This is a genomic window from Enterobacter vonholyi, assembly GCF_008364555.1.
Lineage (GTDB): Bacteria > Pseudomonadota > Gammaproteobacteria > Enterobacterales > Enterobacteriaceae > Enterobacter > Enterobacter vonholyi.
In genome coordinates, this window is record NZ_VTUC01000006.1 from 508553 (window position 1) to 532817 (window position 24265).

Annotated in this window: 20 protein-coding genes; 9 read left to right on the forward strand and 11 right to left on the reverse strand. The window is 59.3% G+C overall.

What is annotated here, in order from left to right; translation table 11 throughout:
• Window positions 1-15: 15 nt before the first annotated feature.
• From F0319_RS11140 to F0319_RS11180, 9 genes are all read left to right on the forward strand, one after another.
• Window positions 16-1833, forward strand: coding sequence for a glycosyltransferase family 2 protein (locus F0319_RS11140; protein WP_149366940.1), 1818 nt, complete (start codon window positions 16-18; stop codon window positions 1831-1833).
• Window positions 1830-3149: a DUF3131 domain-containing protein gene (locus tag F0319_RS11145; protein ID WP_149366941.1), complete on the forward strand. Its 1320-nt coding sequence runs from the start codon at window positions 1830-1832 to the stop codon at window positions 3147-3149. Before F0319_RS11140 ends, F0319_RS11145 begins: the two co-directional genes overlap by 4 nt.
• The gene (locus F0319_RS11150; RefSeq protein ID WP_149366942.1) at window positions 3146-4693 is read left to right on the forward strand and encodes a DUF3131 domain-containing protein; all 1548 of its coding nucleotides are present in this window, start codon (window positions 3146-3148) and stop codon (window positions 4691-4693) included. Before F0319_RS11145 ends, F0319_RS11150 begins: the two co-directional genes overlap by 4 nt.
• Complete coding sequence (locus F0319_RS11155; RefSeq protein WP_149366943.1) at window positions 4678-6072, forward strand: DUF3131 domain-containing protein; 1395 nt, start codon at window positions 4678-4680, stop codon at window positions 6070-6072. The genes F0319_RS11150 and F0319_RS11155 overlap by 16 nt, the downstream gene beginning before the upstream one ends.
• A complete protein-coding gene (locus F0319_RS11160; RefSeq protein ID WP_008501676.1) occupies window positions 6069-6494 on the forward strand; it encodes a globin family protein in 426 nt (141 codons plus the stop codon). The genes F0319_RS11155 and F0319_RS11160 overlap by 4 nt, the downstream gene beginning before the upstream one ends.
• Window positions 6495-6504: 10 nt before the next feature.
• Window positions 6505-9171 carry a hybrid sensor histidine kinase/response regulator gene (locus tag F0319_RS11165; RefSeq protein ID WP_149366944.1) on the forward strand — a complete coding sequence of 889 codons (2667 nt, stop codon included), beginning with the start codon at window positions 6505-6507 and terminating at the stop codon, window positions 9169-9171.
• Window positions 9168-11342, forward strand: coding sequence for a glycoside hydrolase family 2 protein (locus F0319_RS11170; protein ID WP_149366945.1), 2175 nt, complete (start codon window positions 9168-9170; stop codon window positions 11340-11342). Before F0319_RS11165 ends, F0319_RS11170 begins: the two co-directional genes overlap by 4 nt.
• Window positions 11343-11436: 94 nt before the next feature.
• Window positions 11437-11724: a VF530 family protein gene (locus tag F0319_RS11175; protein WP_111963589.1), complete on the forward strand. Its 288-nt coding sequence runs from the start codon at window positions 11437-11439 to the stop codon at window positions 11722-11724.
• Between the two features lie 7 nt (window positions 11725-11731).
• Window positions 11732-13024, forward strand: coding sequence for a glycoside hydrolase family 10-like protein (locus tag F0319_RS11180; protein WP_149366946.1), 1293 nt, complete (start codon window positions 11732-11734; stop codon window positions 13022-13024).
• Window positions 13025-13064: 40 nt separating this feature from the next.
• On the opposite strand, the gene dsbG is transcribed toward F0319_RS11180, so the two are convergent.
• The 11 genes from dsbG to F0319_RS11235 all read right to left on the reverse strand — a co-directional run bounded on the left by dsbG (window position 13065) and on the right by F0319_RS11235 (window position 24240).
• Entirely contained in the window at window positions 13065-13823 is a 759-nt protein-coding gene (gene dsbG / locus F0319_RS11185) for a thiol:disulfide interchange protein DsbG (RefSeq protein WP_133294455.1), read from the reverse strand.
• A 41-nt stretch (window positions 13824-13864) separates the two neighbouring features.
• Window positions 13865-14476 carry a DsbA family protein gene (locus F0319_RS11190; RefSeq protein WP_048029937.1) on the reverse strand — a complete coding sequence of 204 codons (612 nt, stop codon included), beginning with the start codon at window positions 14474-14476 and terminating at the stop codon, window positions 13865-13867.
• Window positions 14477-14483: 7 nt separating this feature from the next.
• Complete coding sequence (locus F0319_RS11195; protein WP_149366947.1) at window positions 14484-16508, reverse strand: protein-disulfide reductase DsbD family protein; 2025 nt, start codon at window positions 16506-16508, stop codon at window positions 14484-14486.
• 48 nt (window positions 16509-16556) lie between these two features.
• Window positions 16557-16925: a hypothetical protein gene (locus tag F0319_RS11200; RefSeq protein ID WP_039266435.1), complete on the reverse strand. Its 369-nt coding sequence runs from the start codon at window positions 16923-16925 to the stop codon at window positions 16557-16559.
• A gap of 87 nt (window positions 16926-17012) precedes the next feature.
• Window positions 17013-17573: an RNA polymerase sigma factor gene (locus tag F0319_RS11205; protein ID WP_188035103.1), complete on the reverse strand. Its 561-nt coding sequence runs from the start codon at window positions 17571-17573 to the stop codon at window positions 17013-17015.
• Between the two features lie 5 nt (window positions 17574-17578).
• Window positions 17579-17998, reverse strand: a complete 420-nt coding sequence (locus F0319_RS11210; RefSeq protein ID WP_111963595.1) for a hypothetical protein — start codon at window positions 17996-17998, stop codon at window positions 17579-17581.
• Between the two features lie 149 nt (window positions 17999-18147).
• Complete coding sequence (locus F0319_RS11215; RefSeq protein WP_111963596.1) at window positions 18148-18660, reverse strand: P-loop nucleotide/nucleoside kinase family protein; 513 nt, start codon at window positions 18658-18660, stop codon at window positions 18148-18150.
• Window positions 18661-18778: 118 nt separating this feature from the next.
• Entirely contained in the window at window positions 18779-20329 is a 1551-nt protein-coding gene (locus F0319_RS11220; protein WP_149366949.1) for a methyl-accepting chemotaxis protein, read from the reverse strand.
• Window positions 20330-20418: 89 nt separating this feature from the next.
• Complete coding sequence (locus F0319_RS11225; RefSeq protein WP_115875128.1) at window positions 20419-21435, reverse strand: LacI family DNA-binding transcriptional regulator; 1017 nt, start codon at window positions 21433-21435, stop codon at window positions 20419-20421.
• 28 nt (window positions 21436-21463) lie between these two features.
• Window positions 21464-22870, reverse strand: a complete 1407-nt coding sequence (locus tag F0319_RS11230; RefSeq protein WP_149366950.1) for a sucrose-6-phosphate hydrolase — start codon at window positions 22868-22870, stop codon at window positions 21464-21466.
• A complete protein-coding gene (locus F0319_RS11235) occupies window positions 22870-24240 on the reverse strand; it encodes a sucrose-specific PTS transporter subunit IIBC (protein WP_023619263.1) in 1371 nt (456 codons plus the stop codon). Before F0319_RS11235 ends, F0319_RS11230 begins: the two co-directional genes overlap by 1 nt.
• Window positions 24241-24265 lie beyond the last annotated feature (25 nt).

The window sequence follows — 24265 nt, forward strand, 5'->3', positions numbered from 1 at the left end:
AGGAACGCCGGAACTATGGATTTTTATTTTTCCCGTTTTGAACATCGTCGTCCTCCGGAACCGTTAACAACACCGCGCTGGGTCATGTTCACCTGGCAGGTGTTAGCGGTCGCGGCGCTTATTCTGGGTGCCAATTATATTTACTGGCGCTGGACCGCCTCCCTGAATACTGACGCATTATGGTATGCCATTCCGCTGGTCCTCGCCGAAACCCTGGCCTGGATAGGGACCGTGCTGTTTACCATCAATTTGTGGAAAGAACAGGATCCTCCTCAGAGTCCGCCGCCCGGCGAAATTAACGAATGTCTGTCGCCTGAGGAGGCCGTTGAGCCCCGTCCCGTAAAAGTGGATATGTTCATTGCCACCTACTCGGAAGACACCGAGCTGGTCAGGCTGTCCATTCGCGATGCCCTGAAGATGGCGTACCCGTTCCCGATTGACTACCGCATCCACGTGCTTGATGACGGCCGCCGCCCGGAGATGAAAGCCGTTTGTGAAGAGGAAGGCGTTAACTATATCACTCGCCAGACCAACATCGGCTTTAAGGCCGGCAACCTGCGCAACGGCCTTGAGCAAACCGACGGCGATTTCATTGTTATCTGCGACGCCGACACCCGGGTATTTCCCACCCTGCTTAGCCATACGCTGGGCTACTTCCGCGACCCGGACGTGGCCTGGGTGCAGACGCCGCAGTGGTTCTTCGATCTTCCGGAAGGAGAAAATCTGTCGCGCTGGGGCCAGCGAAAGGCCGGAAAAGTGGGCTACGGTCTGGGCTGGCTGATTCAAAAGTGTGTTGGCCCGGTCACCGTAGGCCGCGACCCGTTTTTTAACGATCCGCGCATGTTCTATGACGTGATCCTGCGGCGGCGCAACTGGGCGAACGCGGCTTTCTGCTGTGGCGCGGCGTCCATTCACCGTCGCGAGGCGGTCATGCAGGCCGCGCTGAGAAGCTACGTCTGGTCCGTTGAAGAGGAGATCCATCGTCACACGCGCGATATTCGCGATGAGGAGACCCGGGACGCGCTGCAGAATGCAATGCGTCCGCACGTGGCGTTTGACACCGAGCTTACCCCCTACAAATTCCACGTCTCGGAAGATATTTACACCTCGGTGCTGCTGCACGGTGACGCCGCACGACGCTGGCGCTCGGTTATGCATCCGCGGGTTGAGTCGAAGATGCTCTCTCCGCAGGATATGCTCACCTGGATGATCCAGCGCTTTAAGTACGCCGCCGGCTCGCTGGATATTTTGTTTCATGACAACATCTTCAGCCGTCGCCGCTTCAGGCTCTCTCTGCCCCAGACGCTGATGTATGCCACCACCTTCTGGTCATACATGGCCTGCGTATGGAACACGGTGTTTTTGATTTCACCCATTATCTATCTGTTCACCGGCATTCCGCCGGTGTCCGCCTGGTCGACGCCGTTCTATCTGCATTTTCTCCCGTTTTTTATTTTCTCCGAGCTGGCCTTTATGTTCGGCACCTGGGGGATCTCGGCCTGGGACGGCAGGGCCTCATACCTCTCCTTCTTTTCCATGAACCTGCGCGCGCTCAATACGGTGCTGCGGGGCGAACAGATCAAATTTCACGTCACGCCAAAAGAGCGGCAGACGGGCCGTTTTCTCTACCTGGTGAAGCCGCAGATTGCCATCGTGGTGCTCACCCTCGCAGGGCTTATCTGGGGCGGTATCCAGGTGGCGCGTGGACAGGTGGACGACCCCTCCGGCTATGTCATCAATATTTTCTGGGGAGGGGTGAACATCGCCGCCATGCTGCCGCTGATTTTCGCGGCCATGTGGACGCCCGCTGAAGAGGACGAGGTCACCCAATGAGGATACGTGATGCCCTGCTGCCCGCGCGCAGCTACCTCACCATTTTGCTCGGCTTCCTGATCGGCTTTGCCATTGTGGTCTGGGTGGAGAAACAGATGCCCACGCGCGTGGAAAGCAGCGGCGGCATCGCGCTCAGTAAAGACTTTCCGCCGCTGCCCACAAAACGGGCGCTGACCTATGACGAAGCCATCTGGGCGCGGGTCGCCTGGCAATACTACGTGAATAATACTCAGCCAAACGGGCTGGCGAACGCCAGCGACGGTGAACCCTGGCTGAGCCTCTGGAGCGTGGGAAGCTACCTCTTTGCGACCGCTGCCGCAGAGCAGCTCAACATTATTTCCGCCGATGAGTTTGACGAGAGGGTCAGCACCGCCGTGTTCACGCTGGGGCAACTGCCGCTCAATGACAAAGGTCTCCCCGCCGCCTATTACCATGCGGACACGCTCAAGATTCTGGGCAAGCCTGACGCCTCCGCAATCGGTCTGAGCCGGCTGCTGACGGCATTACAGACCCTGCTGTGGCGCTATCCCCAGCACGCGGCGGCTATCCGCGATTTGTTGAGCGTTTGGCGCACCGCGGCGCTGATTGAAAATAACACCCAAAGCCAGGCTGCGGTGCCGCTCCACCACTGGACGCTGACCGACGACGAACAGCGGGACAGCTTTGGCTACCGTCTCTATGCCAGCCATACGCTGCGCCTGATAGACAGCGCGGCAGGACTCGCGGTGACCAACCCGCCTGAAGGGCAAAAGATGATCGATCTGGATGGCGTAATGGTGCCCGATGAAGGGCTTCGCACGCCCTGGGGCAAGCAAACCTCGCTGATCAGTCTCCCCTATCTTTTAACCGGTCTTGAGCTGGGTTTTGATGCGCAGAGCGCTGAAATTGCGTGGCGAATTATGCAGATCCAGCAGCGGCGCCACGGCCTGCGCGCGCCAAAACCGCCGATCAGCACGGATTATGCCGAACCCGCGCCGGATTACGTTAACGATCTGCCGGACAGGCAGCCGGTACAGGTGCGTAACCTGCGCGACGAGGTGCCGGAGAAAGTGGCGATTACCTCCACCCGCACCGCGTTTGCCTGGTATGCCCTGTTCCGCAACAGCTGGAGCGAAGCGTTGCGCCAGCAGGTTCTGGCCCTTCAGGTGCCGGGTAAAGGCTGGCAGCGCGGGTTAAATCTCAACAACAGCGTGAATGGCGTCGTGGACGCCGATACCAACGCCATTGTGCTGGAAAGTCTGTCTTACATCGCACATGGCCAGATGCTCTGTCTGGCCTGCCTCTACACATCCCCCTCAGCAGGAGCAACGCCATGAAGCCACGATCCCCGATCCTTTTCCACCTGCTCACGGGAATAACGATCTGCTGGCTGGCGCTATCGACCGTGCGTGCGGATACCGAGCTCCCTGCATCAGGTTACTCCCCGCGCAGCGGCGAGCTGACCGCTCGGGAGATGACCATCGCGAAAAACGCCTGGCAGTATTTCGTCACCAACTATCAGCCCACGACGGGCCTGGTGAATGCGGTCAACAAATATCCCTCCACCACCATGTGGGACAGCGCCTCCTATCTGGCCGCCCTGACGGCGGCGCGCGAGCTGGGGATGATTGATAAAGCGGAATTTGACCGCCGGATGCTGAAGTTTCTCGCCACGTTAAACACCCTGGTACTGTTCCGCAACGAGCTGCCCAACAAGGCCTATAACACCATCAGCGGCCAGAAGGTGGACTACACCAATAAGCCCGGCGAAATTGGCTTCTCGGCGCTGGATATCGGGCGAATGCTGGTCTGGCTGAAAATCATCAAGGAGCGTTACCCGGAATACGGCAACAGCATTGATAACGTGGTGCTCGGCTGGGATTTCAGCCACGCGATCGACCCCTGCGGCACGCTGTACGGGGCCTATCTGGAGAACGGCCAGCCGAAGTACGTTCAGGAAGGTCGACTGGGCTATGAAGAGTACGGCGCGGCCGGTTTCCAGCTGTGGGGATTTAATACCTGCAAAGCCAGCCGTCCGCAGCCTTACGAGCTGGCCGAGATCTACTGCGTGCTGGTCCCGTACGATACGCGCGATCCACGCAACACGTCGCAGCATAACTACGTGGTGACAGAATCCTACCTGCTCTACGGGCTGGAGTTCGGCTTTGACAAACCGACCGACCGGGATAACGCCCCGCGCGACTACTCCCTGACGTGGATGAAAAACTTTGCCGACCGCGTTTATCAGGCTCAGGAGAACCGCTATACCATTACTGGCGTCCTCACCGCGCGCTCCGAGCACCAGCTCGATAAGGCCCCTTACTTCGTCTATGACACCGTTTTCAGCGACGGGTACAACTGGAACACCATTACCGATAAGGGACAGTTCGTCCCTAACGCTGCCGCGATTTCGCTGAAGGCGGCGCTGGGCATGTGGGTGCTGTGGAACTCCCCTTATACCGACCGCCTGCTGAATACCATTGAGAATGCCAATGAAGAGGGAAAAGGCTACTACGAAGGGCTGTATGAAAACGGCGACGGGCCGATCAAAGAGTTCACCGCGAACAACAACGGCATCATGCTGGAGGCCCTGTTGTTCAAAAAAGAGGGAAAACTGCTGGCCTTCAACACCGACAATCCGAAGAGCAAGGATTTTGCCCCGTCGCTGTGGGATCAAAAGCTGCTCGATCAGTTTGAAGAGAACAACACGCTGCGCAGCCGTCCGTTCCTGACCAGCACACCGGCCGTAAAAAGCTGGTGCGACCGGACCGGCGTCACGCAGCGCACCAAACCCGCCTGCCAGGCCTGCCAGTGCGCGTCATGCAGCGCGGACGAGCCCGTTAAACTGCCTCCGGTGACTGCGCAATGCTTAAAACCTTAGCCAGAGGGCTTGCGGGATTACTCCTTGCAGGCGCGATCGTCTTTGCGCTGTTTGCCCATCAGGGCGCAGGCTGGCGCTGGCTCATCAGTGGCGGCTGGCACTCGAGCGCGCGTATTGCCGCCCTGACGCCGGAAGAGCGGACGTGGGCGGCGATCGCCTGGCGCTATTTCGTCAATAATACCCAGCCGCAAACCGGGCTGGTCAACGGCAGCGACAAACAGCCCCGCGTCACGCTCTGGCAAATGGGCGACACGCTTATCGCCCTGCTGGCGGCCAAAGAGCTGGGGCTGATTGACGACGCCGAATATGACGCTCGCCTGACGCGGCTGATGGGCACCCTTAACCGCCTGATGCTGACCGAGGCCCGGACGCCGGGTCGACTCTATTCCAGCCAGACGGCGACGCCGATCGACTTTAGCGGCAAGCCCGTTAAAAATGGCTGGTCCGCACGCGATATGGCGCGTCTGATGCTCGCCCTGCGCCTCACCGCTGAGCGGGAACCGCAGTACAGCGAATACCTGGATAAAATCATCCTGCGCTGGAATTTCTGTCCGGTCATCGATCGTGAAGGCGAACTGTGGTCCTCTTCCCTGCAAAACGGCCAGCCGGTGGTGCGCGAGGAGCTGCGCCTGGGCGAGAGCGAATATGCCGCAACGGCGTTTCAGCTGTGGGGGTTTTCCCCGGAGAAAGCGTTTACGCCCCCGGCGCACCACGTCATCATCGCCCAGCGGCGTCTGGCCGTCGATGCCAGGGATCCGCGCACCACGTGGCAGCCCTCTGTGATTTCCACCCTTCCCTATATGCTGCCGGGCCTGGAGTTTGGCTGGGAGCCCGAAGGCGTTGCGGCCGCTCGGCAAAAGCACCTGCGCAAGCAGGCCGAAAACGTCTGGCTGAGCCAGAAGAGCCGCTGGGAGACCGATAAGATCCTGACGGCCAGGGCAGATTTCTCGCTTCCGCAGGCGCCCTGGCATATCCAGGATACGGTCTGGGGAAATGGCTATGCCTGGAACTCTGTCGGTGACGATGGTCGGGACTACACCCGTTTCGCGCAGGTATCGACCAAAGCGGTCTTTGCCCTGTGGGCCCTGTGGGACACCCCTTACACCGACGTGCTGATGGCGGTGACAAAGCATCTTAACGATCCGCAAAAAGGCTGGTACGAAGGCCGCCAGGAAGCCACGGGCGATACTAACGCTGCGCTCACCCTCTCCACCAATGCCACGGTGCTGGAAGCCCTGTTCTTCAAACACAACGCGGGCCCCCTGTTTGACGCCCGCCGGGCCAAAAAAGAGAGCTACTTTACGCGCCGTGTGGCAGATGAATATACGCCCGTCGGGCACTGTCTACCGGGCGAAAACGCCGTAAGGAGGACGCCGTGAAATTTTACCGCGATCTGTTTGAATCCAGCCTGAACCGCGTCTTTCCGGATAATGATAAAACGGCGTTTTTTCAGACGTTTTATGACGCCTTCGTCCATATGTCACCCGAGACGGAGCAGCATTTTTCTCGCCTGCCGGATAGCGAGGGTCAGCAGACTCTGTTTAAGAGTTTCTTCGCCATGCTTGCGGTAGACGGCGCGTTAATCGTGCCTGATTTTCTCGAGCGCCTGGCGCGGGAGCAAAGCGACGACGGTCTCCACCTCCCCCCGCGTTTTTTCGCCCTGTGGCGCGAAGCGATGTTGAACACCGTGAGCCTGCGCGATCCGCAGTGCGACGATGAGATCCTGACGGCCTGGGCCATGGCGATCGCGCCCGGGCTGGAATACCTGCGCCGGCAGGCAGAACTGCACTACCGCGCGTAGGAGGATCACGATGAGCGCATTCACGAACGATCTTAACGCGCTGCCGGCCGCCGTCATGATTTATGACTCCGAGGAACGCCTGCAGGCCTGGAATCACAACGTGGCCCTTTTTTATCCGGTCATTACCCCGTGGCTGAAGGCGGGCACAACGCTGGAGTCGCTGGCGGAACGCTTTATCGACGCCGTTTACAACGTCGACCCCGGCCTGCGTCAGACGCTGCGCGAGTCGATCGTGCGCAACTGTCGGCAGGATAAACACTGCGAAGTGCGGCAGGCGGGCCAGCGGCGCATCTTCGTCCAGCATCAGCGGCTTGCGGACGGCGGCATTGTCAGCCTGCACAGCGATATTACCGAGCTGGATGAAGCACAGCGGGCGCGGCACCAGCTGCATGACGATTTTCTGCTGACGGCGGAATCCATCCATATCGGGATCTGGGACTGGCAGGTTTCCGGCGACACGCTCCAGGTGAACGACACCCTGCTTGCCATGCTGGGCCAGTCGCGCACCCAGTGGCGATATCCGGTGCGTTTTTTACTTAACCAGGTTCACGAGGACGATCGCGCAGCGCTGCGCAAGGCTCTACAGGCTTCGAAGCAGGATCATCGCCCGGTCTTTGAATGTGAAATTCGCGTGCATCACCCTACCGAAGGACTGCGCTGGATGCTGCTCTCCGGCCAGGTGGTCACGCTCTCTATTGAGGGAAACGCCGAGCGCGTGATTGGCACGCTGCAGGATATTACGCGCCGCAAGGAGGCTGAAATTCAGGCGTTCGCCTCGGCCATTGAGGCACAAAAAGCCAATGAGGCGAAAAGCGCGTTCCTGGCGAATATGAGCCATGAAATTCGCACCCCCATGAACGGCATTATTGGCATGACCCAGCTGTGCCTGGATACGGCGCTCAGCGCCGATCAGCGCGATTACCTGACGCTGGTAATGAGTTCTGCCCAGTCTTTGCTGCACATCATTAACGATATTCTCGACTTTTCCCGGATTGAAGCCGGAAAAGTGGAGCTGGAGGCGGAGCCCGTCCCGGTCCGCCCCTTTATTCAGTCGCTTATTCGCCCGCACATGCCGGGAGCCAGCGAAAAAGGCATCGAGCTGCTGGTCGATATTGCGCCCGACGTTCCCGACGTGCTGCTGGTCGACGGCGCGCGGCTGCGCCAGATCCTGACCAATCTGCTGGGCAACGCGCTGAAGTTTACCCATAAGGGGGAAGTGATCCTGATTGTTGAGCCCGGCGATAGCGCGGATCGATGGCGTTTCCGGGTGTGCGACAGCGGCATTGGCATACCGGCAGATAAGCAGAAAGCCATTTTTGAAGCCTTCAGCCAGGCGGATAACTCAACCACGCGCCGCTATGGCGGTACGGGGCTCGGGCTAACCATCTCTGCGCGACTGGTCGCGGCGATGGGCGGCGAATTAACGGTATCCAGCGAGCCGGGGAAAGGCAGCGAATTTTCCTTCGCGCTGCCGCTTGCGGCCCAGGCGCCTGGCCCGGAGGAACGCCGGCATAGCCATCGCTTTAACGGGGAGCCCGTGCTGGTGGTTGATGATAACGCGACCAACCTGCGGCTATTGGCCGCCATGCTTAGCCAGATGGGGCTGAAACCCACCTGCGTTAATAACGCCAGCGAGGCCATCAACCGGGTTAAAACCGGGACGGCATGGCCGCTGATCCTGCTGGACGCGCAGATGCCGGATATGGACGGCGTGTCGCTGGCTCTCGAACTTTCGGTGCTGCCGCAGGTTGCTGAGAGCCACATCATCATGCTGAGCTCCATGAGCCGACATTTTGATATCAATATGCTGAAGCGGATCGGTATCCAGAACTACCTGCATAAACCTATCGCCCAGAATGAATTGCATCAGGCGATTGCTGCGGCGTTTGAACGTGCGCCGAAGACGGTGAGTGAAAGCGCGCCCGCGCCCACCGTCGCGCCGGACACAGCCGGGCTCAGGGTCCTGCTTGCGGAAGATAATCTGGTCAACCAGAAGGTCGCTGCGCGCCTGCTCGAGCGGCTCGGGCACACCTGTCAGATCGTCGATAATGGCGTCGCGCTGCTGGAACGCTGGCGCGCGGGCGTGTGGGACGTTTTGCTGATCGATCTTCAGATGCCAGAGATGGACGGTGAAACCGCCATTCGCCTGCTGCGTGAAGAAGAACGCGCCCGCCCCGGCCCGGCTCAGCCCACCGTCGCCATGACGGCACACGCCATGCAGGGGGATAAAGAGCGCTGTCTTCAGATGGGTTTCGACGGCTACATTGCCAAACCCATCAGCCAGGAGCGTCTCGCTGAAGAGATTGCTCGCGTGCTTCCGCGCCACGATGCCCCTTCCGACTTCCCGGATGAAGCACGCCTGCTGAAGCAGTGCGCTGACGACCCTGCGCTGGTTCAGGAGCTGCTGGCCCTGTTTGGCGAAGGGCTGGAGGAGGCCATGAAGGCCATCACCCGGGCTATCGACAGCGACGATCGTGAAGCGCTGCGCCGCGCGGCCCACAAGCTGCGAGGAGAAGCCGTCACCCTGGACTTCAGCACGCTCGCACAGCAACTACAGGTGCTGGAGAGCGAGGCGCACACGCTGGAGGGGCAACAGCTTGCGACGCTAAACCAGCAGCTTCAGAAGGAATCGCTGCGCCTGATGGCGTGGCTCAACGCGCGCGGGGTAAACGCATGAACGCTCGCAACTGCGCGCTGCTCTTTGCCCTGTTGACCACCCACACTGTGGCTAACTCTGCACCGGTCAGCTGGTCTCTTGCTGGAGAATGGCAGGTTCAGGACGCCAATAATAGCGCGCATCCTGCTGCATCAGGCTGGCGCCCGCTTCACGTCCCCGCCAACTGGTACAGCGCCGGATACGATCATCAGGGCGCGCTGTGGTACAAGCACGCCTTTTCCCTGCCCGTGCAGCCGCCCGACGTAATGAGCACCCTGGTTTTTGACGGCGTCGATTACCTGGCCGAGGTCACCCTGAACGGCCAGCAGCTCGGCCAACATGAGGGCTATTTTCAGCGCTTTTCGCTGGATGCCAGCCAGGCGTTACAACGTCACAACCGACTGGTGGTCAGGGTGGACAGCCCTTACGAAGATCCCAATAAGGTCTGGCCGCTGCATAAAACGCTCATGAAAGGGATCCTTAACCAGCATGACACGCGTCCCGGCGGGGCCTGGTCGCCGCAAGGACAGGACGCCAACTCGGGCGGCATCTGGGCACCGGTGAGGCTGCATCTTAGCCGGGGCGCTACCCTGGATGAGACCATCCTGCGACCAGACTGGTCACAGGGGCTGACGCACCCCGCGCTGAAAGCAGATATTCGCTATCGGGCGCTCGGCCAGGGCCCAGCGACCGTGCGGCTCACCGCCACGCCCGCCAATTTCAGCGGCAATCGCTTCCAGGCTGACTTTCCGGTTACCCTCGAAAGCGGCGCCCATTCCGTGCAGGTGACGCTGCCTATGCCGAAGGCAAAACTGTGGTGGCCCGTCGGTACCGGAAAACCCCACCTGTATACCATTCGCGTGGCATTGCGGGATGAAAACGGCCTGATGGATACGGCGGTCACCCGCACCGGGCTGCGCAAGATCGTCGAGCAGCCCGACAATAAGGGCTGGCTCATTAACGACAAACGCCTTTTCATTAAGGGCAGCAATTACATCGGCTCCCCCTGGCTCAGCACCATGACGCGAGAAAAATACCGTCGCGATCTTCGTCTGGTGGAAGCCATGAACGCCAATGCCATACGCGTGCACGGACACGTTGCCGGACGTGCGTTGTATGACGTGGCCGATGAGATGGGCATGATGATCTGGCAGGATGTTCCGCTGCAGTGGGGCTACAACAACAGTGCGGCTTTCACGGAAAATGCGGTTCGACAGACGCGGGAGATGATCGAACAGTTCGGTAATTCCCCCGCCATTATCGTCTGGGGCGGGCATAACGAACCGCCGTGGAACTCGCCCTGGATGGAAAAACGCTTCCCGGACTGGAATAAAAACCTCAACCGCGAACTCACGCAAAAGGTAGCGGATACGCTTTCCGAAGATACTTCGCGCATCGTGCATCGCTTTTCCGCCGTTGAGGAGCATTACTGGGCGGGCTGGTACTTTGGTACCGTACGCGACCTGCTTGCTCCGGCCAAAACGGGGATCATCACCGAGTTCGGCGCGCAGGCGCTTCCCCGCCTGTCAACGCTAAAAACCATCATCCCGGCGGCGTCGCTCTGGCCAAAAACGACCGCCGCTGACGATCCCGGCTGGACCGTCTGGAAATACCATAATTTTCAGCCCTTCCAGACCTTTAAGTTTGCCGGTATTCCGCGCGGGAAGAACATTCAGGCGATGATCCGCAATACTCAGGCGTACCAGTCTCAGCTGGTGGCCACGGCGGCAGAGAGCTACCGTCGACAGCGATACCAGCCGGTGACGGCCCTGTTCCACTTCATGTTTGTAGAAACCTGGCCCTCCATCAACTGGGGCGTGGTGGACTACCTGCGTAAGCCTAAAGCCGGGTTTTACGCCTTAAAACGCGCCTACCAGCCTGTTTTGCCGTCCATTGAACCGGTGACGGCGCAGTGGCAATCCGGGGCGGCGGGGAGCGTGCGTCTGTGGGCCATCAACGACACCTGGAAACCGTGCCGCGAATGCCGCCTGAGCTGGCGCATCACGCAGCGCGACAAGGTGCTGGCAAAAGGCACGACAACGATGACGATCGCAGCAGATTCGGGAGCGATGGTTAAAACGCTTACGGCTACGCCCGAGGGCCAGGATGACGTGTCGATTCGGTTTACGATTGAAAACAGCGCGGGAAAAATTATCGGTGAAAATCAGCGCACGGAGTCCGTTATAAGATGAGCGAGGGGAAAAGGAAAATTGCCGCTTCCCCTGCTTTCTTGTACCCTTTCAGCGTTTATCCCAATCACCTAAAAATCGAGACATCCGGACGCCTATGACTGCACATATTTCCAAAGATCCTTTGCATGGCGTAACGCTGGAGATGATGGTCAACGCCCTGGTGGCGAAATATGGCTGGAGCGAATTGGGCGACCGAATCAAAATTAACTGTTTCAGAAAAGACCCCAGCGTTAAATCGAGCCTGAAATTTCTGCGCCGTACCCCGTGGGCGCGCGCGGAGGTCGAAGCCCTGTATCTGGACTCTCTCGATGATGAGGGAAATACAGAGCAGGCGGCGCCCGCATTTAATCCCTGGGCCAACAGCAGGATTATCAAGAGCTAATACGCAAATGACGCGACACGTAAAACGGATTGGTGCGCTGGCTGCCTGCGCACTTTTACTTGTAAGCTGCTCCTCAAAACCACCCAAATCACTGGTTACCCCTCTTCCCACCGTCAATAAACCGACGCCGCAGGCAAACGAGCCGATGCGCGGGATCTGGCTGGCGACCGTCTCGCGTCTCGACTGGCCGCCGGTGGCCTCGGTGAATGGCCGCAGCGCGGACCAGCGCATCGCGATGCAAAAGCAGGCGCTGATTGCAAAGCTCGACAACCTTAAGCAGCTCGGCATCAACACGGTATTTTTCCAGGTGAAGCCGGACAGCACGGCGCTCTGGTCATCTAAAATTTTACCGTGGTCAGATATGCTGACAGGCAACATCGGTGAGTATCCGGGATACGATCCGCTGCAGTTTATGCTTGATGAAGCGCACAGGCGCGGCATGAAGGTCCATGCCTGGTTTAACCCCTATCGCGTATCGACCAACACCAAGCCGTCCACCATCGCCGCCCTTAACCGGACGTCATACCAGACGCCGTCCAGCGTTTATGTCCAGCACCCGGAATGGATCCGCATCTCGGGCGACCGCTTTGTGCTCGACCCGGGTATTCCCGACGTGCGGGACTGGATAACCAAAGTGGTGACCGAAGTGGTGGCGAACTACCCGGTAGACGGCGTGCAGTTTGATGATTACTTCTATGCCGAATCGCCGGGATCCGCGCTCAATGACGCGCAGAGCTGGCGGCAGTACGGCCAGGGGTTTGCCTCAAAAGCCGACTGGCGTAGACACAATACGCAGCAGCTGATTGTCCAGGTCTCCCGCGCGATCAAGCAGACAAAGCCCAACGTGGAGTTTGGCGTCAGCCCGGCGGGCGTGTGGCGTAACCGCTCCTTTGACCCGGCAGGCTCCGACACCCGCGGCGCCGCGGCCTATGATGAATCCTACGCCGATACGCGTCAGTGGGTGCAGCAGGGCCTGCTGGACTACATCGCGCCGCAGATTTACTGGCCCTTCTCCCGGGATGCCGCGCGCTACGACGTGCTGACCAGATGGTGGGCCGACGTCGTCAAGCCGACCCACACTCGCCTGTATATCGGCATTGCGTTCTATAAGGTGGGCGAGCCGTCGAAAAAAGAGCCGGACTGGACGGTTCAGGGCGGCGTGCCGGAGCTGAAAAAACAGCTCGATCTCAACGATTCGCTGCCCAACGTCAACGGCACCATCCTGTTCCGGGAAGATTACCTGAACCAGCCGCAGACCCAGCAGGCGGTAAACTATCTCCGTGGACGCTGGGGTAGCTGAGTGACCACCAGGCAGAAACGCCCCGTTTCTGCCTGGTCTTTTACGGCTTCGGCCCGAACATCGCCTCAAGCTGCTGGGCATCCGGCATACCCACCACCTGCTGCAGCTCGTTTTCCGCATTCAGATAGTAAATGGCCGGCGTGGCGTTTGCGCCCAGGCTGTCCATCAGCGCCTGATGTTTTTGCAGGATCTCAACCGTTTCGCGAGAAGCGTCCCCTTCAGGCTTGGGCAGTTTTTTGCCGCCGGAAAGCTCGTATTCGCGCCAGGCAGCAACCGGATCTTTCGCGTTCAGTATAGCGGCGGCGTTGCGTCCGCTGTTGGGGTTGAGGAACGCCACCAGCAGCGTATTGAGCTGCACCTTACCGGCCTTCACCCACGGCTGCGCCTCGGACCAGAACTGCTTGCAGTACGGACAGAACGGATCGGCAAAGACAAAGACCTTACGCGGGGCGTTATCCGCCCCTTCCTTCAGGGGATGCGCCGCGTTGAGGTTTTTCCACATCTCGCGTCCCATCGGGGCGTAAATCTCTTTCTGGAAGTAGCCCTCGCTGAGGTTCTTCCCTTTGTCATCATAAAGATAGCCTGAGATCACGTGCTTGCCGTCCGGCGTGAGAAAGAGCGTCACGCCCATATCCTGATACTGCCCGAGCCAGGCTGGCGCTCCGCCCGGCGCATCCAGCTTCTTGATGATTTTGATCTGCTGCTGCTCGCTGAACTGCTTCACCACGTCCGGTATGGCTTCAGCCGCCTGTACCAGCCCTGACGTCGCCAGCGCCGAAAGTAACAGTAATTTTTTCATTTCCCTCTCCGGTTTATCGGGGGCATTACGCCCCCTTCAGGTTAGCGGTTTTTCAGTGCTTCACTGACCATTTCGTCGAACTGTTCGAACGGCACCCAGCCGGGAAGCAATCCCTCGCCGATAAGCGTGGCGGGCGTGCCCTGGATCCCCATTTTTTCCGCCACAATGAGGCTTCGCCTGATCGTCAGAAAACTCTCCTCATCCGGCGTCGTCACGCTCACGCCCGCCCGCTTTTGCGCCTCCTGAATGCTGGCGTCATCGTGGTACCCCTTTTTCGCCATCAGGGTATGGTTCAGCTTCATAAACTGCTCAGGATGCGCACGCCAGACGGTTAACGCGTCTCGTGCGGCGGTCAGCGAACTTTCCGAGCGGAAAGGTAAAAACTTAAAGACCACCGCCACGTCCGGGTGTTTTTCGACAATCTTCTCCAGGTACGGATCGAATTTTTTACAGTACGGGCAGTTGTAGTCGGTAAACACCACCAGGGTGAGCTTTGGGTTTTTCGCACCGATGCGCGGGGAGTTCGGATCGTTAAACAGGAAATCAGCGATCATCTTTTGCGCACGCTGCTCCTGGTCCGGCGTCAGCGGCTGCGCGGCGAATACCTGAAGCGGGGCCAGCAGGAGCAGCAGCGTAATAAAGAGTTTTTTCATGACACAGTTAGCCTTTTGCGTTGTTCAGGGTGGTGACCAGGGTGCGCTTGTCCAGCAGCGGCGAGAGGATCTCGCCATCAGGCTGGCCGGGGCCATACACCGCGTTAAACGGAATGGCGTAGCGGTTTCGCTTCGTCAGAAAATCCGCGATAAACGCGGACGGCTGGCTCCAGTCTCCGCGCAGGGCCACCACGTCCGGCTGGCGCAGCGCGGCAATCACGTCCGGCTGGCTGAGCACCCGATGCTCGTTAACTTTGCAGGTCACGCACCAGTCCGCGGAAATATCCACAAACACCCGTTTCCCCTGCGCCAGCGCGTTCTCGATAGCCTTTTCACTGAGCGGCTGCCACGGGATAGTCTGCGCAACGTTTTGTGCCGGAGCGTCAGGCGCCGCGTTAAGCAGACCGCGCACCTGATACCCGCCGAACGCCGACAGCGCGATGACCACCAGCCAGAACAGCGGCGAAGATTTTTGCCCCTTTAGCGCAAACAGCACCAGCGCGACGGCAGTCAGCCCCAGCATCACGATCTGGCTGACCGCCTCGCCCAGATGCACGCTCAACAGCGTCGCCAGCCAGAGGCTGGAGGCCAGCATCATCAGGCCGAGGATGACCTTGAGCGTGTTCATCCAGCGGCCGGGTTTTGGCAGCAGCATGGCCGTTTTCGGCACCAGGGCAACGAACAGCCACGGCAGGCTCATGCCCACGCCCAGCATCAGGAAGATAAGCCACAGGGCGTGCAGCGGCGCGCCAAGGGCAAAGGCGACCGCGGTACCGAGGAACGGCGCGGAGCACGGCGTCGCCAGCAGAGTGGCGAACATCCCTTCGCAAAAGCTGCCGCCGATCCCCGATCCCCCTGCCGTCGCCAGCCGTCCTGCGGCAGAAGAAGGCAGCAGCATTTCAAATGCTCCAAACAGGTTCTGCGCAAACAGGAAGGTCACGGCGACCATCAGGCCGATAAACCACGGGTTCTGGAACTGAATGCCCCACCCCAGCGACGCTCCGGCCAGCTTCAGCGCGGTGACCATCCCGGCCAGCAGCATAAAGGAGGTGAGGATCCCGGCGCTGGTGGCGAAGAAGCGTAGCCGGATGGTACGCCTGTCCGATCCCGCCTGAAGGATGCTGTTAAGCTTCATGCCCATCACCGGCAGCACGCAGGGCATCAGGTTCAGGATCAGCCCGCCCAGCAGCGCAAAGAGCACCATTTTTCCCGTCCCGCCCGGCGCGGAGGTCTCTTCGGGCGTTGTCCCAACGGTCATGGTGGTTTGCTGCGCCCGATCGCCGTTGGTCAGCACAAACGACAGCCTTTTGCCTGCCAGCGAGGCGGGTTTGTCTCCCCATTCGTCGGTCACGGGTACCGTCACCCGAAGCGCAGTGCCGTCATGTTTAATAACCGGCTCGCCGGGCAGAATATCGCCCTCCAGCGGATCAAAGTAGATCCCCGGATTGTCCCATTTCCCATCCGTGGTGCCGGTAATCACCAGCTTGTCGCCAGAGAGCCAGGCGGAGAGATCCGTGGATACGCCAGACGTGCCTGGAACGGCGCGCATCGCTTGCTCGAAGTCGCTGCGGAAGCCCTCATCCACCGGCTGGGTAAAATCGAGATGCAGCGGGTAGTCCGTCAGCAGGCAGACGTTGCTGCACGTAGAGAGCGTCAGCGTCCCATCGAGCGTGTCGCCCTTCACCCCGTCGAGAACGATCGGGATAGTGACCTTATCGTGATAGCCCTGCGTCGTCATGCCGGAGATATCGAAACGCGACGGAACCGGCCAGGACCAGCTGTCCGTTATGCCGTCCGGCCAGCTGATTTTCGGCGCCACGCCGCCCTCGCCCGGCGATCGCCAGTAGGTTTTCCAGCCGGGCTTTAGCTCAACGGTGAGCAGACCCTTAATGTGCGTTTGTTCCCTCTCCGCCTGAAAGCGGATGCGGGCGTGATCGTTTTGTGGGGAGACCAGCCAGCCGGTGTCCGCCGCATGGACAATGCCAATGCAGGACAGCCACAGGAAGACGAATCCCCTGAAGAGGTTAACCATGTTGTACTCCGTGAACAGTGAAAAATTATCGTGTGAGGACGATGTTTATCATTCACGGAAAACGCAGTTTTTCAGGTGTATTCGGGGAGGCGGTGCCTGAACGGGCTGTTCCGCGGGAGCCAGTGCCCGCCCTTGCGTAAACAGCTGCAGCAGCGCGAAGAAGATAATAATGGCCGGTAACGCACCGTCGAAGAACAGCGGCTGGGCGCAGAGAAGCGAGTGAGCGCCTAGCTGACAGGGCGATGGCCCGGACTGCTCGGTGCTGGTTTGCGTTGGGGCATCAGCACTCAGAGAAATCTGCGGATCCAGTCCCTGTAAAAAATGGTTGAGCATCACCGCACGCTGCACGAGGCAAAGCGCCATCGCAAGACAGGTGATAATCAAAAGCCATTTTCCGAGGAGCTGACGGTTGCGCATAACATTCCAGAGTGACAAGACGCCCCGATCATAAACGATAGTGATGAATCTACAAGTGCCGGAAGTGTAAGGTTTTGTCTGTCGCCGCTATTCGCCCGTCAGCGCGTCATAGACGTCCCGCAGCCGCGTGCGCAGAAACAGCACCGCCTTGTGCTTGCGGGATAACAGCGCCTGTTCGCTGGCGCCGGTCTCCTCTGCCAGCATTTTGATGCTGTAGCCGTGGAGCTCGGTCTTTTCAAATACCTCCCGCTGCGGCGGAGGAAGTTCAGACAGCGCCTGCCCCAGTTCTTCCCACAGCAGCGTCTTGAGGTACTCCTCTTCCGGCGTGTGCGGTACGCCGAACAGGGTTTCGGCCAGCTCGTCTTCCGGAAAACCCTCGTCGTCTTCGCCCGTAAAATAGCCGGAGAGCGACACCTCACGCTTTTTGCGCGCCCGGTCGGTCATCTCGTTACGCGCCGCGCGGAACAGCCAGGCGGCGACGTTTTCGACCGGCTGCTCCACTTTCATCAGCTGATACGTCACTTCCTGCAAAATGTCGTCGGCATCATCGCGCACGGAGATCCGTCCGCGAATGAAGGCTTTCAGCCGGGCGCGGCAGGCATTGAGCGCCGACATCAGCATGGATCCGCCCGTCTCCCCGGCTTTCATCTCGCTCACTCTGCATCCGGCGCTTTTGGCGTGGCTTCATCGCGCTTATCGTCACGATGACCGTGCCAGCCGCAGTGCCCGCGACCGTGGCGACCAAACCCTTCGCGACGCTGCTGAATAAACGCCTCGCGCTGTTCGGGCGTCATGTTCATCCAGCGCTCGTGCATCCGGCGGTGCGCGCCAAACATCCCGGGGCGGAAACCTAAGCCGCCAAACAGAATGCGGCTCAGCACCAGAATGCCCAGCGCCTGCCAGAATCCGATGGCCTTCACGCCCAGGATCGCCGGGAGCAAGGCGTTCCACAGGGACATCACCAGCAGGCCGAGCACGATGAAAATCACCGCGCCGATGACTAAGCCCTTGCCCATACGGTGACGACCGAATCCGCGCCCGTGACCTCTGCCGTGCATTTCAAAATCTCTCATGGTGTTTACCTCGTTTACAGTAACTGATTATGGCTTGTGATGAGGTAGACGGATGAGGGAGGCAAATATTGCTTGGGGGAATGAATAATTTTGCGGGGAGCGTATTTTCACACGCCCCGTGAAAGCCATTGCTGGCGCTTGTTCACCGTTTAAGGCCGGTTTAGAGCGTTCTTAATTTCCAGGATTTTATCTGCACACTCTGCAGCTGATAACAGGGCGGTATCCAATATGAGATGTTCTCTTTCCCAGGTTTCGTACTCACGGTTTTTAACCTGTTCCCAGTCAGGATGCGTGAGCCCTGGAATATCAGAGACTCTGTTCTCTACGCGAAAACGATGTTCTTTTTCGTCTGAGCAGACAATTTCAACTTCCAGGAAAGGCACCTTCAACGACAGAGCAATATTGCGGAAAGCATCTCGCACAAGGTTAATATCATTAACGGAATCGGTCACAACGGTGGAGCCCAGCTTAAGATTCTCACTTGCTAAGCCATAGAGGGCAAAATAGCCCTCCGGACCCGTTTTCTGGCCGGGTTCAGAAACTGAACGAATGGCCTGCTCAACGGTATCAACCCGCAGATAAACAGCCCCCAGCCTTTGAGCAACAATTTTTGCAACGGTACTTTTACCGCTGCCGGGTAGCCCACTAAAAATGATTAACATAACTTTCCCTGGTGATAGTTAATATTAGATTTGTGCTGCCTGTAGAGATCTCCTGAATTATACAGTTACGGTTATGCCAGGTACAAAAAAGGCTCCTTGCGGAGCCTCCCTCATTCAATCAAGCCTGCACCGGCAACCTAAAACTCGAAATACTCCGTGAAAGCTGCTGCGCCTGCTCTTCCAGCGAGGCCGCTGCCGCGGCGGACTGCTGCACCAGCGCGGCGTTCTGCTGGGTCACGCCGTCCATTTCGGTCACCGCCTGCCCGACCTGGCCGATCCCGCGGCTCTGCTCTTCAGATGCGACGGAGATCTGCTCCATCAGAGTATTCACTTTATTCACCGACGTAATGATCGAGTCAATCACCTCGCCCGAGCGGCTCACCAGCTCCGCACCGTTTTTCACGCTGGATACCGACTGCGCGATCAGGCTTTCAATGTCCTTAGCCGCCACCGCGCTTTTCTGCGCCAGAGTGCGCACTTCGCTGGCCACGACCGCAAAGCCGCGACCCTGCGTACCGGCGCGCGCCGCTTCAACCGCCGCGTTCAGCGCCAGGATGTTGGTCTGGAAGGCGATGCTGTTAATCACGCTGGTGATGTCTTCAATGCGCTTCGAGTTCGCCGCGATGGTATTCATCGTGTCGATGACTTCACGAGTCACCGCTTCACCGGTGTGGGCATTTTTCACCGCGTCCTGCACCAGTTTACCGGCCTGATAAACGTTGTCGGTATTGTTCGCCACCGTCGCGCTCAGCTCTTCCATGCTGGCCGCCGTCTGGGTTAACGCCGAAGCCTGCTGTTCGGTGCGTGACGCCAGGTCGATATTTCCGGAGGCAATCTCCTGCGCTGCGTGCGTTACGGTATGGCTCGCATCGCGCACCTGGGCGATTGTCGCCAGCAGTGCCTGACGCATCTGCTCCATCGAGCCCATCAGATGGTCGATTTCGTTGCTTGTACTCCCCTTCACCGGCACCGGAATGTCCAGCTTGCCTGCCGCAATCTGGCTGCAGTGCTCGCGCGCCAGGTTGATCGGCGCAAAGACAAAGCGCTTCATCAGCAGGCTGACGGCGATAATCACCACCACAAACAGGCTGGCGATAGCGGCAACGATCGCCAGGCCAGAGACGAAGTTACTGCTCGCATCTTCGTTCAGGCTTTTGGCGTATTTCTGGTGGACGGAAAGCACCTGGTCGAGAACGATCTCGTACTGGCGGTCAAGGCGGGAGACTTCCGGGATCAGCGCGTTGAATTTAGCCACATCGTGCGCCTCGGCGGCGTCGATCAGCGGCGCCAGCCCCTGGTTGCGGTAGTTTTGCCAGCCGTCCTGATAGGCTGTCACCAGCGGCGCTTCATCCGGCAGACGCGGCGACGCCATAAAGGCCGCAAAGGCGTGGTCCGCTTTGGTCAGCGCCTCTTTCACGGCGGCAAGCTTGGCAGCCTCGTCGGCAGTATTACCCGCTTCCACCATCTTCACATACTCCATAACCCTCACGCGTAGCGTACGGCTGTGGTTGATGGGGTCAATAATGGACAGCACAACCTGGATCTCTTTGTTGACGTTATCCAGCGAATTATTACTTTTAATGATGAGGCCAACGCTGGTGACGGTGCTGACAACAAAGAAGAAAAGCAGCGAGAACAGGACAATCAGGGACGACTTTTTCAACGACATAAACCAATACCTCAAGGAGAATTATTCCTTATGGTTATCGGCGCTTCCAAAACTTAAATTAATTAAAGTTATTGAAGTATCCTGTCGGGCTATTTAGATGACTTATAGCGCCGCTGCAGGGTGGCAGACAGCTTGCGTTGCAACGGTTCCGGGGTCTCCCCCTCGATCAGTTTGCTAATCAAATCAAAGCAGTGCCACGCCAGCTGTCGGTTATCCTGGCGGATGGTATCCACCGGGATCGTCAGCGAATCGTAGAGATAGTGATCGTCAAAACTGGCTAACCTGATATCGCTTTGCAGCAGGTTATGCTGGCCCATATAGCGCAGCACCCCTTCCAGCAGCCCGCAGGCGGCGGCGAAGAGCGCTTTTGGCGGACGCCCCAGGCGGGCGCAGAGTTCAGCAAACATCTCGTATCCGGAGCTCGGGTGATAGTTGCCGTGAATGATCCACTCGGGGCGCAGCTCCACGCCGGCCTCACGCAGCCCTTGCTTAAACCCTTCCAGTCGGTCGCGCGTCGGGGATAAGCGGGGCTGCCCGCCGAGGAAGTAGAACTCATCAGGATGCTGACGCGCAATGTCGGCCACCAGTTCGGTCGTCGGGGTAATGGAATCGGTGATCACCAGCGGCAGCGCGCTGTCGTTGATGTGACGGTCAAACAGGACCACCGGCAGCTGCTCGCTGAGCTTATGGTAGTCCGCATCGTTGAGCATGCTGGAAGCCACAATCAGCCCGTCCACCTGACGCGCCACCATGTTGTTCACCACTACCGTCTCCTGCCCCGGGTTTTCATCGCTGCAGGAGATCAGCAGCTGAACGCCCGCCTCGCGGCACAGCGTTTCCAGCTCGTGAGAAAAGACGGCAAAACCGTAGTTGGTGATCTCCGGGACCACCAGACCAATGGTGTGGCTGCGGTTATCGCGCAGCGACCGGGCGTGAATGCTGGGCTGATAGTGGTGCTCTTTTGCAATTGCCAGCACGCGCTCGCGCGTCTCCTCCGCCACGCGAAGCTCTTTGCTGCGCCCGTTGAGGACCAGGCTGGCGGTGGCTTTTGATACGCCCGCCAGCTCCGCGATGTCTTTAATGGTGACGCGTTTTGTTTTTCTCACAACGACTTAGATCCGGCTGCCAAAACCCTCATTCTATCATGCAGGCGCGCAGCGACCAGTAGCGTAATGTGATATCGGACGCACCTTCGAATCGCACCCGGGACGGATGGTCAGGAAAATAGCGGCTGCTCATCACTCCTTCACCGTGGTTGATGAAGATTTCAACGCTGGAGCGGTCGCAGAGAACGCGTAAATGAGTGACGTCGCCCTGCCAGTAGCGGGTCAGCGTTTCACCGGTTTTCAGGCTCGCGCGTTCCAGACGCAAGCCCTGCTCATCGACCATAAGACGCAGCGCGCCGGCAAAATCGACGTTCACGCGCGCGGCGCTAAGCTCAAACTCCAGGCGCGTCGCGTCCAGCTCAGGCGCCTCGAGAGCGCGCCCCTGCCAGCGCTGCTCATCTTCACGCAGCGCCGCCAGCTCGCGCGCCGGGATCTGCCAGAGCCTGCCGTCGCGGTACCGTAATTCGCGCGGGCAGGTCATCTGGTGCATCCAGCCGTTCGCCCGGGTTGGCTGAAGCATCTCTTCCCCGTCCGGTACGCCCATCCAGCCGATCAGAATGCGGCGTCCGTCTTCCGCCAGCGTGGTTTGCGGTGCGTAAAACTCAAAGCCCGCGTCCAGCTCGTGGAGCTCGCCGTGATCGAATGCGGCGCTGGCGTAATCAAACGCCCCGCTCATCCAGGTAGCCGGATAGGTATTGAGGTAGCGATACGGCTCGCGCGCCAGCCCCTGCGGACAGCTGATCAGAACATGCGTTCCGTCGAGGTCAAACAGGTCCGGACACTCCCACATATAGCCCGCGTCCGTCAGGCCGTTAACCCCGTGACCGGCGATCTCCCCGCAGGACGTCCAGGCGTGCAAATCGGCTGACTTAAAGAGCAGCACCTTGCCGCGCTTTTGCACATCCTGCGCGCCGAGCGCCATGTACCACTCCCCTTCGTGCTGCCACACCTTCGGGTCGCGCACGTGTCCGGTGTAGCCTTCCGGCAGCGCCAGCACCGGCCCCAGCTTCGTAAACGTTCCGTCCGGCTGCTCCACGGCCAGGCACTGCCAGGCGGTGCGGCTGCCGTCATCGAACTTGACGTTGCCGGTGTAGCACAGTGTCAAAACGCCCTGGTTTACCACGGCGCTGCCGGAGTAGCAGCCGTTGCGGTCATACTCTTCGTCGGGCATCAGCGCCAGCGGCTCATGCCGCCAGTGCACGAGGTCCGCAGAGCTCCAGTGCCCCCAGCACTTGAAGCGATGCTCGCAGTCCAGCGGGTTCCACTGATAGAACAGGTGGTAGCGGCCGGCAAACCAGATAAACCCGTTCGGGTCGTTCATCAGCCCCGTCACCGGCGCGGCGTGCCATTGCGGATAGTGGCTATCCGCCAGCGCCCGCGGCTGACCTTTCATAACGGCCTGCAGGATCGCAGGCCAGCGGGAAGGTAACGTCATTATTCAGAATCCGTTTTATATTTCAGCAGCAGCGAGACGGTAAACGCCACGCCGAAGGCAATCACCATGCCGATAATATAGTTCAGCAGCGAGCTGGCCTGCACGATGGCCATGCCCGGGATGGCGGTCAGCCCGACGGCAGTCATGTATACATGTACGGAGACCACCCAGGCCCCGCCCACCGCGCCGCCAATCAGCGCGGCGATAAACGGCTTAACGAAGCGCAGGTTGATACCAAAAATGGCCGCTTCGGTGATGCCCAGCATCGCAGAGAACGCCGACGGTAAGGTAATGGCTTTGATTTTGGCATCTTTGGTTTTGAACCACACCGCCAGACAGGCGCCGCCCTGCGCCACGTTCGCCATGGCCCAGATCGGCAGCAGGAAGTTAACGCCAATCGACGGGTTACCCAGCAGCCCGGCTTCAATCGCGTGGAAGCTGTGGTGAATACCGGTGATCACAATTACCGAGTAAAGCCCGCCGAACAGTAGCCCGGCCAGCCAGCCCGCGTGGGCGATCAGCGTGCTCAGAATAAAGGAGATACCGTCCCCCAGAGCGCGCCCCGCCGGGCCGATAATCAGCAAGGCGATAAAGCCGGAGATAACGACGGTGAGGAACGGGGTCAGGATCAGGTCTAACGCATCCGGGATCGCGCGGCGCAGGTTTTTCTCGACGATGCTCATAAACCAGACGGCCAGCAGCACCGGGAATACCGTGCCCTGATAGCCAATCATCGCAATCTCAAGACCGAAGAAGTTCATGGTGTGGAAGCCCGACGCCACGCCCCAGGCGTTGGTCAGCGCCGGGTGGGTCAGAATGCCGCCCAGCGTCGCGCCGAGGTACGGGTTACCGCCAAATTCGCGCGCGGCGGTGAAGCCAATCAGAATAGGCAGGATGATGAACGCCGCGGAGCTGCACATGTCCAGCATGATGTAGATGGCGTTATCCGCATTGACCCAGCCGTAGGTTTTCACCATGCCGAGAAGGCCCATCAGCAGACCGGACGCCACAATCGCGGGGATGATTGGCACAAAGATGTTGGAGAGCAGACGGGCAATGCGCTGGAACGGGTTCAGCTTGCGCGCCGCCAGATCTGCGGCTTCCGACTTGCTGGACTCACTTATCCCGGCCGCCTGAATAAACGCGGCATAAACCTTGTTGACCACGCCCGTACCAAAAATCACCTGCATCTGCCCGGCGTTACGGAAGCAGCCTTTTACGCCGTCGACCTTGCCGATGGCCTGCTGATCCGCCAGCGCGTCATCGACCAGCACCAGACGAAGACGCGTTGCGCAGTGCGCCGCGCTGGCGATATTTTCCTTGCCACCGAGCAGCGGAATAAGCTCGCGGGCGATTTGATTAAAATCCATAGATACCTCTGCCTGACTTCTTTTT

Bases quoted from the DNA above. Each gene is read 5' to 3' on its own strand.
- F0319_RS11140 (WP_149366940.1), top strand. From the start codon at position 16: ATGGATTTTTATTTTTCCCGTTTTGAACATCGTCGTCCTCCGGAACCG.
- F0319_RS11145 (WP_149366941.1), top strand. From the start codon at position 1,830: ATGAGGATACGTGATGCCCTGCTGCCCGCGCGCAGCTACCTCACCATT.
- F0319_RS11150 (WP_149366942.1), top strand. From the start codon at position 3,146: ATGAAGCCACGATCCCCGATCCTTTTCCACCTGCTCACGGGAATAACG.
- F0319_RS11155 (WP_149366943.1), top strand. From the start codon at position 4,678: ATGCTTAAAACCTTAGCCAGAGGGCTTGCGGGATTACTCCTTGCAGGC.
- F0319_RS11165 (WP_149366944.1), top strand. From the start codon at position 6,505: ATGAGCGCATTCACGAACGATCTTAACGCGCTGCCGGCCGCCGTCATG.
- F0319_RS11170 (WP_149366945.1), top strand. From the start codon at position 9,168: ATGAACGCTCGCAACTGCGCGCTGCTCTTTGCCCTGTTGACCACCCAC.
- F0319_RS11175 (WP_111963589.1), top strand. From the start codon at position 11,437: ATGACTGCACATATTTCCAAAGATCCTTTGCATGGCGTAACGCTGGAG.
- F0319_RS11180 (WP_149366946.1), top strand. From the start codon at position 11,732: ATGACGCGACACGTAAAACGGATTGGTGCGCTGGCTGCCTGCGCACTT.
- dsbG (WP_133294455.1), bottom strand. From the start codon at position 13,823: ATGAAAAAATTACTGTTACTTTCGGCGCTGGCGACGTCAGGGCTGGTA.
- F0319_RS11190 (WP_048029937.1), bottom strand. From the start codon at position 14,476: ATGAAAAAACTCTTTATTACGCTGCTGCTCCTGCTGGCCCCGCTTCAG.
- F0319_RS11195 (WP_149366947.1), bottom strand. From the start codon at position 16,508: ATGGTTAACCTCTTCAGGGGATTCGTCTTCCTGTGGCTGTCCTGCATT.
- F0319_RS11200 (WP_039266435.1), bottom strand. From the start codon at position 16,925: ATGCGCAACCGTCAGCTCCTCGGAAAATGGCTTTTGATTATCACCTGT.
- F0319_RS11205 (WP_188035103.1), bottom strand. From the start codon at position 17,573: ATGAAAGCCGGGGAGACGGGCGGATCCATGCTGATGTCGGCGCTCAAT.
- F0319_RS11210 (WP_111963595.1), bottom strand. From the start codon at position 17,998: ATGAGAGATTTTGAAATGCACGGCAGAGGTCACGGGCGCGGATTCGGT.
- F0319_RS11215 (WP_111963596.1), bottom strand. From the start codon at position 18,660: ATGTTAATCATTTTTAGTGGGCTACCCGGCAGCGGTAAAAGTACCGTT.
- F0319_RS11220 (WP_149366949.1), bottom strand. From the start codon at position 20,329: ATGTCGTTGAAAAAGTCGTCCCTGATTGTCCTGTTCTCGCTGCTTTTC.
- F0319_RS11230 (WP_149366950.1), bottom strand. From the start codon at position 22,870: ATGACGTTACCTTCCCGCTGGCCTGCGATCCTGCAGGCCGTTATGAAA.
- F0319_RS11235 (WP_023619263.1), bottom strand. From the start codon at position 24,240: ATGGATTTTAATCAAATCGCCCGCGAGCTTATTCCGCTGCTCGGTGGC.